Here is a 12,197-nt window from a genome sequence, read left to right on the forward strand (position 1 = left end):
TCAAAGCTGACTGAACAGGTTCAACTTGGATAGCATGGTAAACACCTGCTGAGAAGCGTCCAGCATGGTTTTTTGCAATGTCAGGCGAGTGGTCGCCTCGACGATATCGGCGTTTACGTAAGTGCCTTGCTCAACGGTATTGTTATCTTTGAGCAGATCGTTGGTCGTGCCTTGGGCGGTTGCCGCCAGCTGACGCGCACCGCCACTGGAACGTGCCGTAGAGGCCTGTTCGATGGCACTGCTCATGTTGCCCAGCGCAGTGTTCAGCGCTGCCGTCATATTCTGCGAGGCCACCAGGTTGCCATCGGTGGGCGTCGACAGGGCTTTGATCGCCGCTGTCAGCGTATTGAGAATGTTCTCGGTCTGGTGCGTGCCAGACTCGACGATGAACTGGTCGCCGGCAGCCGGCGTGCCGCTGATATTGAAGTTCACCCCTGAAGCATTGGCCGTCGAACCGGTCATGGTGCCGCTGGACACTGGCTTGCTGCTGCTGGTCAATGGCGCAGCATACAAGTCGTAATCGGTCGGGCTGGTGAACTTGAGAATTGCGCCTTCTGTCGGGAAGGTATTGTTGAACGCGGTCCGGTCCGCAGCAGTATTGCCCACAGCAGAGCTGCTGACGGTCGCCGTCGAGGTATTGCCGGCGCTGCGCGCGGTGGAAACACTGTCCGGTGTCGACGCCAGCTGGTAGCTGCGATTGACCAGCGCCGCATCTGCGGTAGCGTCCGAAACCCGGTCAGCGGCTGGCAGGTTGACGTTGAGGGTCATTTCCACGCCGCGGAAGGTGAACGTCTGGGCATCGAACGAGCCGTGGGAAAACTTGCCGCCAGACGACGTATCGGAACTCACGTCAGTGCCACTGGCGTCAGTGATCTTGAACTGCGTACCGCTGAGAAAGGTCAGCGTGTAGGGCTCACCGGCCTGGTAGCTGGCGTTATAGGTCGGAGTGGACGTCACCAGGCCACTGCTGAGGCCGATCTTGCCGTCATCGGTTGCAGGCGAGAGCAGTGTGGCAGACGTACGGGTTGTGTTGACCGACTGTTCGAAGGCCTCGAAACCTGTTGTGTTGCTAGCCATCACCAGACCATCGCCTACCGCCAGATTGACGCTGGTCTGATCGCCCTTGTAGCTGTAGGAGCCGTCAGCGTTCTGCGCGTACGGCGGCGTCGACGCCTTGGAACCGGAAAATATGTACTGACCGTTCGGGTCCTGGCTGTTCATCAGGCCCAGAATCTGACTCTGGTACTGCTTGAGGGCCGAAGCCTTGGCGAGCCGGTCCGAGTCGGTAAACGCGCCACTGCCTGCCGATACGATCTGCTCACGCGCGGCCTGCATCGTGTCGATGATGCTGGTCAGCGTGGTCTCGGTGGTCACCGCATTGGTATTGATCGTGCCGATATTGGTTTCGTACTGGGTCAGCATGGAGTTCTGCTGGGTCAGTTGCAGTACGCGCGCCGCACCCACCGGATCATCGCCCGCGGTATTGAGCTTGATGCCGCTGGAAACCTCTTCGCTGGTCTTGTTCAGGTTCGAATAGTTACGCTGATAATTGGTGTTCGTGGATTCGAAGAACTGGGTAGTCGAGATACGCATGGCTCACGATTCCTTAAAGACTGTTGATCAGCGTGCTGAAAATGGTTTGTGCCGCCTTAATGATCTGCGAAGAGGCGGTGTAGTACTGCTGGTACTTGATCAGGTTGGACGCTTCTTCATCGAGGGATACACCCGAGACCGAATCGCGTGACGACTTCGCCTGGCTGACAACGGCCGCTGTGGCGGTCACATCGTTCTTGCTCTGGCTCGCCAGCGTACCCACAACAGACACCGTATCTGCATACGAACCGGACAGGCTGGTACCTACACCACCGTTGACGACGCCGACAGTCTTGGCAGTCTGCAGGCCGACCACCGCCAACGCATTGCGGTTATCGGACGAGCCGCCGCCGGTCATGCCGATGCTGAACGTGTCATTGGCAACCGGCGAGCCGGAAATGGTCATTTGCAGTTCAAAAGCGGTTTTACTGTTCGGCGTCGTCGTGGTGTCGGTGTAGCCAACGTTCAACTTGACCGTGTTGGCCTGGCCCTGAATGATCGAACCACCGATGGCGTTGCCATTCTGGTCGAGCACCGCACCGCCATTCGCCTTGATCAGGGTATAGCTCTGCACACCGCTGCTGTTGACCGCCCCCATTACCAGTTTCATCGGGGTGGAGTCTTTGAGCGCATTGCGCAGATCAGCGGTCTGGGTGCTGTCGTAGATATCGGACTTGGTGTTCAGCACAGGCTGAGTGAAGCCGCCGGTGCCGGAGTTGCTGCTACCCGCGGTTGCCGTCAACGGCGCGGCAGCTGCAATGTCCTTGGCATCGGTCAGAGCCACAGAAATCCCCGACGCGCCAGTGCGTGTCGGGATGACCTTGAAACTGTCACCGGCGGCCAGCGTATTGCCGTTGAGGCTCACACTGAAGCCTTCGAACTGCTTGGGCGGATTGTCAGCCAGCGAACCGGAACCCACGCTCTCGCCATTGGGCAGACGGCGCACGCTGAAATTCGATGAGTCGCTGAACGTCACTTCATAATCGTTGGCGGTCAGCTTGCTGGTGTCGCCGATCGTCACGTTGAGGTTGCCGGAGCCGACACTGTTGGTGGTTTTGCCGATGCTGCGCTGAGTGATGGCATCTGCACTGTTGATGCTGGAGTACAGGTTCGAACCAAAGTTACCCTTGCTGTCGATACCCTGATTCATCTGGCTGTTGACCTGGTCGGACAGCACCATCGCGGTACGGCCCAATTCATTGGTCGCGGGCACCAGCACTTCGTTGCGATAACGCAACAGACCACCGATCGAGCCGCCAGTAAGCACCGAGGTCACATCGGTCTGGGTCTGGCCGTAGGCAATCTGCACGTTGTACTGCAACGGATCGGACGGGCTCGGGCTGGCCGACATCTTGTAGGACGTGCCGCCACTGACCAATGATTGTCCGGTGCCGGTATAAATGTCGAAGTTGCCGTTGTTCTCGACCACTTTCACGCCAACCAGCTCGTTGAGCTGACGAACCGCTTCACTGCGCGAGTCAAGCAGGGTGTTCGGTGTGGCATTGCCCGCCGACGCTTGTGTGATCTGCTTGTTCAGGCTCGCCAGCGTGGTGGTCAGCTCGTTGACCTGTTTGGTGAAGGTGTTGAGCTGCGTGTTGACGTTATCGTTCTGCGTGGACAACTGCGACGACACCGAGTTGAAGCGTGCGCTCAACGCGCCAGCCTGGGTCAGGAACGACGAGCGTTCTGCCGACTGCGTGGCGCTGGTGGCGATGCCCTGCATCTTGGTGAAGAAATCCGCCAGCTGCACGGAGATCCCCGTCGCACTGTCGGACAGCAATGTATCGGTCTTGCTGGCCTGACCGGAATAAGCCACTGCATCCGCGCTGAGGGCGGTGCTCGATTGCAATTGGGTGTCCAGATAGCTGTTGTAGATGCGACGTACGTCGGACAGCGTGGTGCCGGTACCGATGTAGCCCACACCCTGACCAAGAGCGATCTGCGCCGAAGCCGTGGTCAGCACCTGCTGACGCGAGTAACCCGCGGTATCCACGTTGGCCGTGTTGTTACCGATGGTGTTGATCGCGGCACTGCTGGCATTGATACCTGAGAGCCCAATTGAAATCAGCGACATGAGTCAAACCTTATAAAGTCGTGGAAGAGCCCGCTGCAGCGGCGTAAGTCTGGTAACTCTTCATCTGCTTGGCAATCTGCGAAATCTTGCTGGCATAGTCCGGGTCAGTGGCGTAACCGGCTTTCTGCAATTCTTTTACAAACTGTTCCGGTTTATCGGCCGAATTGACCACTTCTTTATAGCGACTATTGTTCTGCAACAGACTGACCAGGTCGTGGAAGCTGTCGGCATAGGAATCGTAGGAACGGAAGTCCGCGGTTTCCTTGACCATCTTGCCGTCGCGGAACTCGCTGGTGATCGCGCGCGCTTCGGCACCCTTCCAGCTGCCTGCCGCCTTGATGCCGAACAGGTTGTGACTACTGCTGCCGTCCTGCTGACGCATGATCGATTTGCCCCAACCGGTTTCCAGTGCCGCCTGCGCCACCAGCATGACCGGGTCAACGCCGATACGTGCTGCGGCTTCCTTGGCCAATGGCAGCATGGTTTCGACGAACTGATCGGCGTTGCTGAACGCACGCTTGGCCGGTGCCAGCGGTGGCTGGGCCATGGAACGCACGTACTCGGGCGCTGGCGCCAGGTTCGGATCGAGTGTCCAGTCGCCGTTGTTGCCTGTGCTGCCGGCTGTCGCGCGAGCGGGTACCGGGCTGTTGCTGACGGCGGTTGTAGCGGACGGCACGATGCCAGCCAGCAGACGATCGGTGAGCTTGGCGGGCAGGGACAGGCGGCGGGCGTTGAGCAGCGCCATGTCATTGCGCCCTTCTCCGGACGCCGATGCCGCAGCCGCCGCCTGATCGGCAGCCGCCGAGCGCGTGGCCCACAATGGACGCTGGTAGACACTGGTCGCCAGACCGGTCTTGGCCGGCGCAGCGTCAGTGGCGGCCGTTGCAGCGTCGGTCGTATTGACCGGCGCGGCATGGTTTATCCCCTTGTCTTTCGACAATTGGCGCATCAGCACATCCTGCAGACCGATACCGTTGCCACGCGTGGACAGCGTGACCGCCAACTGCTGGTCATACATATCCTGATACTGCCGCGTGGCCGGGGTGTTCATCGGATTGTCCTTGGCCAGCACTTCGTTGGCCGAGCGCATGGCCTTGAGCATCTGGCTGACGAACAGCGACTCGAACTCGCGGGCCACTTTCTTCTGGTTTTCCACACTGTCCTTGTCGCCATGCTTCAGCGACGCCAGACGGTTGACGTCGGTGTACGCACCCGAGTCGACCGCTGACGAAATTCCGCTCTTGGGCATATCCATGCTCGAATCCTCAGATCACGATCAGGTCGGCTTGCAACGCGCCGGCCTGTTTAAGCGCTTCGAGAATGGCCATCAGGTCACCGGGCGCAGCGCCCACCTGATTGACCGCGCGAACGATCTCATCCAGCGTGGTGCCTGGACCGAACTTGAACATCGGGTGCAGCTCCTGCTGGGCATTGACCCGCGAGCGAGGCACTACCGCAGTCTGACCGCCGGACAATGCGCCCGGCTGGCTGACGATCGGGTCTTCGGTGATGGTCACGGTCAGGCTGCCGTGGGTCACGGCAGCAGGCGACACCTTGACGTTCTGACCGATGACAATCGTGCCGGTACGCGAATTGATGATGACCTTGGCAGCGGTCTGGCCGGGATCGACTTCCAGGTTTTCCAGAATCGACAGGTAGTCGACACGCTGACCCGGATCAAGCGGCGCGGTCACACGCACCGAACCACCGTCCAGCGCCTGGGCGACGCCCGGGCCCAGCAATTCGTTGATCTTGTCGACAATCCGCTTGGCCGTAGTGAAGTCGGAGCGATTCAGGTTCAGGGTCAGGGTATTGCCCTGATTGAAGCCGCTCGGTACCGAGCGCTCGACCGAAGCGCCGCCAGGAATGCGTCCCGACGACGGGACGTTGACGGTAATTTTCGAACCGTCGCGACCTTCCGCATCGAAACCACCGACCACCAGGTTGCCCTGGGCGATGGCGTAAACGTTGCCGTCGACACCTTTCATCGGTGTCATCAACAGCGCACCGCCGCGCAGGCTCTTGGAGTTACCGATCGAGGAAACGGTGATATCGACCGTCTGGCCCGGCTTGGCGAAGGCAGGCAGATCCGCATACACGGCGACCGCCGCGACGTTTTTCAACTGCACGGTGCCGGAGCCGGCCGGGACCTTGATGCCGAACTGCGACAGCATGTTGTTGAAGGTCTGCAGGGTGAACGGGGTCTGGGTGGTCTGGTCACCTGTACCATTGAGACCCACGACCAGACCGTAACCGATCAACTGGTTGGCCCGTACGCCGGAGATGCTCGCGATGTCCTTCAGACGCTCGGCGTGGACGCCGAACGCTGTGGACAACAACAAGGTCGCCGCTATCAGTTGCTTGAGCTTGATCATGTCTATCCCGCTATCAGAAAGGGAACAACGGGCTGAGGAAGAACCGGTCGAACCAGCCTGGCTGGCTGGTATCGGCAAAGGCTCCGGTCCCCGAATAGGTAATACGTGCATCAGCGATACGGGTAGATGACACAGTATTGTCGGTGGCGATATCGTCAGCCCGGACCAGGCCGGCAATCCGCACCAGTTCATCACCGGTATTGAGGGTCATCCACTTTTCACCACGTACCGCCAGAATGCCGTTGGGCAGCACATCCGCAACCGTCACGGTAACCGAACCGGTCAGACTGTTGCTCTGTGCAGCCTTGCCATCACCCTTGGTGGTCCGCGCACCGTTGTAACCGGCGTTCAGACTCAGGTCGTTGCCGCCAATCGGGTTGTTGGTGGTCAGACCCGAACCGAACAGCGAGGTCAGACCAATGCTGTTGGTGCTGTCCTTGGACATTGCCGACGTGGCCGCCTTGCTCGCCGCCATACGCTCGGAGAGCGTGATGGTAATGATGTCGCCAATACGGAAGGCCTTGCGGTCGCCGTACAGGTTCTGCTCGAAACCGGCCTGATAGATGGCGCCATTGTTGGCAGCCGCCGACATGGGCGTACGCGGCAACACCGGAGCGTAATAAGGGTCATTGGGCTTGGCCGTCGGCGCAACACAGCCGGACAGCAGGGTGATCCCGCACAATGAAGCGATCAACACTGAAAAACGCGGAACACTAAGGCGGTTCATGACACTTGAAACCTCGCGGTGTAACAGGCGCTTATCAGGCGCCCCATCGGATTGAGCGGTTCTACGAGCAGCGACATCAAGGCCTTACAGGTTCTGCGTCAGGTTCTGCAGCATCTGGTCAGCGGTCGAGATCACTTTGGAGTTCATCTCGTAGGCGCGCTGGGTAGTGATCATGTTGACCAGTTCCTCAACGGTGCTGACGTTGGAGTTTTCCAGCGTGTTCTGCAGGGTCGGACCCAGGCCGTTAAGGCCAGGGGTGCCGATCTGCGGCGCGCCGCTCGAACCGGTTTCCAGGTACAGGTTGCCCCCGATGGCCTGCAGGCCGGCCGGGTTGATGAAGTCGGCGGTCTGGATGTTGCCGATGATCTGCGGCGTAGCGGTTGCGCCTGCCAGCGTGACGGAAACAGTACCGTCCTGGCCGACCGTGAAGGTCTGGGCGTTCTGCGGAACGACAATCGCAGGCTCGAGGGCATAACCGTTGGCGGTCACGATCTGGCCGTTGGCGTCGAGGTGAAACGTACCGTCACGGCTGTAGGCAATGGTGCCGTCCGGCTGGGTCACCTGAAAGAAACCACGACCGTTGACCGCCAGGTCCAGCGGGTTGTTGGTGGTCTGCAGGCTACCGGCAGTGAAGTTCTTCTGCGTGCCGACAATGCGCACACCGGTACCCAGTTGCAGGCCGGAAGGCAGTTCGCTGTCCTGAGTGGACTGGGCACCCGGCTGGCGTTTGATCTGATACAGCAGGTCCTGGAACTCGGCCCGGTCACTTTTGAAACCGGTGGTCGAGACGTTCGCCAGGTTGTTGGAGATGGTGGTCAGGTTGGTGTCCTGAGCGGCAAGACCGGTTTTGGCGACGTATAGTGCAGGAAGCATGTGTGTTCTCCTCGAGCGCCGGTTTGTCGGCGCAAGCTGTCATTGATTAGCCAAGTTGCAAGACGCGAGCCATAGACTGATCGTCTTCTTCGGCGGTCTTCATCATCTTGACGTGCAATTCGAATTGACGGGACAAGGCCAGTACCGAGGTCATTTCCTCGACCGCATTGACGTTGCTCGCCTGCAGAAAGCCGGACTCGACCTGAACGGTGGCATCTGCATCGGCAGGCCGGCCGTTCTTGGTGTGGATCAGGCCATCAGGGCCCTTCTCCATGGTCTTCAGGTCAGGCCTGACCAGTTTGATGCGGTCGACCTGCGCCATCACCTGCGGACTCTCGCCCAGCGAACGAATGCTGATCGTGCCGTCGGCGCCGATCTCGATCTGCTGCTGAGGCGGCACGGCAATCGGACCGCCGTTGCCCATAACCGGCAAACCGCTGCCGTCGCGCAACACGCCCAGAGCATCGATGTTCATGCCGGAGCTGCGGGTGTAGGCTTCACCGCCGTCAGGCGTCTGCACCGCGATCCAGCCATCACCCTTGACAGCGATGTCCAGCTCACGACCGGTCTGCACCATGGCGCCGGCGGAAAAGTCGGTCCCGGGACGCTCGCTCATGGCGTAGGCACGCGATGGCATGACCTCGCCAAACACCGGCATCGAGCGGGCCTGTTCAAGGTCACGCATGAAACCGTTGGTCGAGACGTTTGCCAGGTTGTTGGCATGAGCCTTTTGCGCGATCGCGTTTTCGGATGCACCGCTCATTGCGACGTAAAGCAACTTGTCCACAGTCTTCCTCCTCCGACAGACGCTTGCCGCCTGTAGCTGTTCTGAAAGGGTTAAAGCAATTTTTGAACCAACTTGTCAGGCTCGATACAAATGCCTGATTAGCCAGTAAAAACCGGCATTCGCCGACGGCCTGAGGAGCGCGCGTCAGCCAATAGCGGCGGTGGACTGCCGCCTGCCGCTTGCCAGACCGGAAACACCGCCAAAAAAACTTCATCGAACTGCGCCGAGAACCGGATCGACAGTGATAACCTTGCCGACACCGCAACCCTGAACGGGAACCGTCATGCCTTTTCGTGCGTGCATCATCGGTATCGCGAGCGCGAGCCTGATGACCCTTGCCCTGCTCTCTCAGGCCGATCCCGCCCACTATTACAAATGGCAGGGCGACAGCCGGATCGTCTGCGCCCAGGCCAGCCCGGGCCCAGGCTGGAAACGCCTGAAAGGCCACTTCATCAAAGCCGACTGCTCGATCTGATCAGGTCGACTGAATCAGCGTCTGCATCAACGTCACTTCGGTGGATATCGCCTTGGAGTTGGCCTGATAGGCCGTCTGGGCCTGGATCAGCGCAATCAGCTCATCGGCCAGCACGACGTTCGAACCCTCCAGCGCGCCACTGACGATACTGCCCAGCGTACCGACGCCCGGCACATCATATTCAGCCACTCCGGAATCAGCGGTGGCGGTCCAGCGTGTATCGCTACGCGGCTGCAAGCCATGGGGATTGGCGAAACTGGCGAGCATCACCTGACCGATATCTTTAGTCATGCCATTGGTAAACCCGGCACGCAGAATGCCGTCCCGGCCAACGTCGAGACTTTTCAACTCCCCTGCCGAATGGCCATCCACGTAGGCGGCGGAGCGCGAACTGGCAGCGTTGTGCTGAAGCAAATGGGTGAAGTCGATGGTGATGCCGTCAGCGCTGCCGGCCGCCCCGTTGGCTATCCAGCGCTCACGACTGGTGCCAGGATCAACCGCCATCACCGGCGACCAGCCCGTGAGTTTCAGCTGATTGCCATTGCTGCTGCTCAGACCCGGACTGCCGGTCAACGACGCAACAGTGCCATGCGAATCGAAGACGATATTCGCTGTCAGCGGCGTGGTGGAAGCGGAGTTCTGCGGGTTTCGATCGTCGATCAGCACATGCATGCGCCAGCTGTTGGTGCCGTCCTTCACGAAATACTGTTTCAGCTCATGGGTGTTGCCCTGACTGTCAAAAATCTGGTTACCGAACATCCTGCTGTAAGTGTTCAGGTCTGCGGGGTTGAAATCCGGAACCGGCCGATGCATGACCGTATCGCCCGGGTCGAGCAGACTGGCCCCGGCATCGCTCAACGGCAACGAAACAGCCCCGCCGTTCAGCGAGCCGTTCGCCGCCCACGCGCCATTGATCTGCGTGGCAGGTACCCAACCCTGCAAGGCAAATTCGGTGTCCGAGACTTTGCTCAGGTGCTGATCATTGCCGCTGTACGACAGGGAGCCGTCAGGCTTGAGCTCAAGACTCACCTGCAACGGCGCTACGCTGTCGGGATCCACCGGATTGCGCCCGTCCACCAGCACATACATGGACCATTGATTAGCCTCGGTCTTGACGAAATACTGTTTGAGCTCATGATCGGCTGCGGGCACCGGAGTGATGCCCACATCCTGGATGGTCCGGGTGGCGACCCGTGTGAAGGTCGCGGGGTCGGCCGGGTCAAAGGTCGGCAAGCGGGCGAGCGAAGGCAGCGAGGCATCCAGATTGATAGTTTCGGCCACCGTGGTCGTGGCCCTGGCACCGACGTTGGACGTATCGATCTGCAGGTCCGTGCGGATACCACTGGCAATCTCGCCCTTGTCGTTTGCGGCGTAACCCTGCAAGCGCCCGCCATCGCTGTCGACGACAAAGTTGGCAGCATCCTTCAAAAAGGCGCCGGCCCGCGTATAGGCCAGTGAACCCTGATCACTGACCACAAAAAAACCGTTGCCCTGAATACGCATATCCAGGGCATTGCCGGAACTGATCACGGTTTCACCCTGATTGAAATTCTGCTGCACCGAAGCAAGTCGTACGCCATCGCCGACAGCGTGCTGCCCGGCCCCCAACTGTGCGGACGCATATAAAGCAGAAAACTGCGCACGAGACGACTTGAACCCCAGGGTACCGACGTTGGCAATATTATTGCCCGCCACTTCCAGTCGTTTATTGGCAGCATGAATACCGCTGATCGCTGTATTGAATGACATGAGAACTCCCTTGCCGCAAAGGCAATTCATAGAGGAGTTTTATTCTCACATCATCGTGCGTAGGAAGTTTCCAAGTAGGATGCGGGAGTCATCCGTAACTTTCAGTACTAAAAAAGACATAACAAAATACTTTGCAGACACCCATAAAAAAGCCCCTTTTTACAGGGGCTCTTTCAACACGCATCCAACAACACGTGTTACGTCATCTGAATAGTGGTCTGCATGATGGTGCTTTGTGTGGAAATGGTCTTGGCGTTAGCCTGATAGTTGCTCTGCGCCTTGATCAGGTTAACCAGTTCCATGGTCAGGTCGACGTTGGATTCTTCCAGCGCCTGACCGGTGATGTAACCCAGCGTACCCGACTGTGGAGCGCCGCTCACCGGGACGCCGGAAGCGAACGTTTCACGCCAGTTGGTGCCGCCGGCCTGCGCCAGACCCTGCACGTTGGCAAAGCTGGTCAGCGAAGTCTGACCGATCACCTGCGACTTGCCGTTGGTGTAAGTGGCGAACAGGTTGCCGCTCGAGTCAACGTTCATGCCGCTCAGCTGGCCAGTGGCGTAGCCATTCTGATCCTGCTTGAGCAGACCGGATACCGAAGCGGTCTGGGTAGTGCTCGACATGTCCAGCTTGATCGAAGCAGCGCCCGTCGCGCCATTGGCTGCCCAGGTAGCTGCCGTACCAGTACCGACCTGCACGCCAGGAACCCAGTTGGTCACGGCGAATGTACCGTCAGCGTTGAACTTGATGTTGGCGCTGTCAGTAGGAACGGCGCCGCCGGCGGTGGTCACCAGTTTGCCCGAGGAATCGAATGTCAGGTTATTCTTGTCCGGCGTGGTGGACGTCGGATCGGAAATGCTGCGCCCGTCCATCAGGGAATACATCGACCAGGTATTGGTGCCGGTCTTGACGAAATACTGATCCAGGGTGTGCGCATTACCCTGAGTGTCGTAAGTCGGGGTGCTGTACTTGACGTTGTAGCTATTGGTATCGGTCGCATCGAACGTCGCAACGGTCGGCAGCGCAGTTGTCGAGTTCAGGTTGGCGGAGTTGGTGATCGTGGTCGTCGCCTTGGGCTCCAGGTTGGACGCATTCACACGCAGATCGCTGAGCGCGCCGGTCACCACAGCGCCATTGGCGTCAACGTTGTAACCCTGCAGCTTCATGTTGCTGCTATTGACGACGTAGCCTTCCTTGTCGGTGTGGAATGCACCGGCACGGGTGTACAGCTTCTCGCCGTTATTGCTCATCATGAAGAACCCGTCGCCATTGATGGCCAGGTCCAGACTGTTGGCTGTTCCGGTGGTCAGGCTGCCCTGGGAGAACTGCTGGGAAACTGCCGCAGTTCTCACGCCACTGCCGACACTGGTATTGCCGGAAGTACCGCGAATCGACTGAGCATACTGATCAGCGAACTCGGCACGTGACGATTTGAAACCGGTTGTCGCGACGTTGGCAATGTTGTTGCCGGTAACGTCGAGACTTTTGTTTGCAGCATAGAGCCCACTAAGGCCGATATTGAAAGACATGTTTCACTCCTGCGCCGT

General features: G+C 59.2%; 10 protein-coding genes. 1 reads left to right on the plus strand and 9 read right to left on the minus strand.

The features are described from left to right. The 7 genes from KUIN1_RS17850 to KUIN1_RS17880 all read right to left on the minus strand — a co-directional run bounded on the left by KUIN1_RS17850 (nucleotide 1) and on the right by KUIN1_RS17880 (nucleotide 8,429). Nucleotides 1-1,593 (minus strand): flagellar hook-associated protein 3, encoded by a 1,593-nt coding sequence (locus KUIN1_RS17850; RefSeq protein WP_152092149.1) that lies wholly within the window; start codon nucleotides 1,591-1,593, stop codon nucleotides 1-3. Nucleotides 1,594-1,606: 13 nt separating this feature from the next. Beyond that, on the minus strand, nucleotides 1,607-3,667 hold the full coding sequence (gene flgK, locus KUIN1_RS17855; RefSeq protein WP_024651372.1) for a flagellar hook-associated protein FlgK: 2,061 nt from the start codon (nucleotides 3,665-3,667) through the stop codon (nucleotides 1,607-1,609). 10 nt (nucleotides 3,668-3,677) lie between these two features. Further along, nucleotides 3,678-4,922 carry a flagellar assembly peptidoglycan hydrolase FlgJ gene (gene flgJ, locus KUIN1_RS17860; RefSeq protein WP_003316789.1) on the minus strand — a complete coding sequence of 415 codons (1,245 nt, stop codon included), beginning with the start codon at nucleotides 4,920-4,922 and terminating at the stop codon, nucleotides 3,678-3,680. Nucleotides 4,923-4,932: 10 nt separating this feature from the next. Beyond that, the gene (locus KUIN1_RS17865; RefSeq protein ID WP_011268456.1) at nucleotides 4,933-6,042 is read right to left on the minus strand and encodes a flagellar basal body P-ring protein FlgI; all 1,110 of its coding nucleotides are present in this window, start codon (nucleotides 6,040-6,042) and stop codon (nucleotides 4,933-4,935) included. A gap of 13 nt (nucleotides 6,043-6,055) precedes the next feature. Then, nucleotides 6,056-6,769, minus strand: coding sequence for a flagellar basal body L-ring protein FlgH (flgH, locus tag KUIN1_RS17870; RefSeq protein ID WP_011268457.1), 714 nt, complete (start codon nucleotides 6,767-6,769; stop codon nucleotides 6,056-6,058). Between the two features lie 84 nt (nucleotides 6,770-6,853). Further along, a complete protein-coding gene (gene flgG / locus KUIN1_RS17875) occupies nucleotides 6,854-7,642 on the minus strand; it encodes a flagellar basal-body rod protein FlgG (protein ID WP_003412455.1) in 789 nt (262 codons plus the stop codon). 46 nt (nucleotides 7,643-7,688) lie between these two features. After that, a complete protein-coding gene (locus tag KUIN1_RS17880) occupies nucleotides 7,689-8,429 on the minus strand; it encodes a flagellar basal body rod protein FlgF (RefSeq protein ID WP_152092150.1) in 741 nt (246 codons plus the stop codon). Between the two features lie 283 nt (nucleotides 8,430-8,712). Here KUIN1_RS17880 and KUIN1_RS17885 point away from each other — a divergent pair, with 283 nt between their 5' ends. Further along, nucleotides 8,713-8,904: a hypothetical protein gene (locus tag KUIN1_RS17885; RefSeq protein ID WP_024639345.1), complete on the plus strand. Its 192-nt coding sequence runs from the start codon at nucleotides 8,713-8,715 to the stop codon at nucleotides 8,902-8,904. Here the strand turns inward: KUIN1_RS17885 and KUIN1_RS17890 are convergent, their stop codons facing one another. Beyond that, complete coding sequence (locus KUIN1_RS17890) at nucleotides 8,905-10,653, minus strand: flagellar hook-basal body complex protein (protein ID WP_011268458.1); 1,749 nt, start codon at nucleotides 10,651-10,653, stop codon at nucleotides 8,905-8,907. A gap of 197 nt (nucleotides 10,654-10,850) precedes the next feature. Then, the gene (flgE, locus tag KUIN1_RS17895; protein WP_011268459.1) at nucleotides 10,851-12,179 is read right to left on the minus strand and encodes a flagellar hook protein FlgE; all 1,329 of its coding nucleotides are present in this window, start codon (nucleotides 12,177-12,179) and stop codon (nucleotides 10,851-10,853) included. Nucleotides 12,180-12,197: the final 18 nt, after the last annotated feature.

Source organism: Pseudomonas sp. KUIN-1 (assembly GCF_009176725.1).
GTDB lineage: Bacteria > Pseudomonadota > Gammaproteobacteria > Pseudomonadales > Pseudomonadaceae > Aquipseudomonas > Aquipseudomonas fragariae.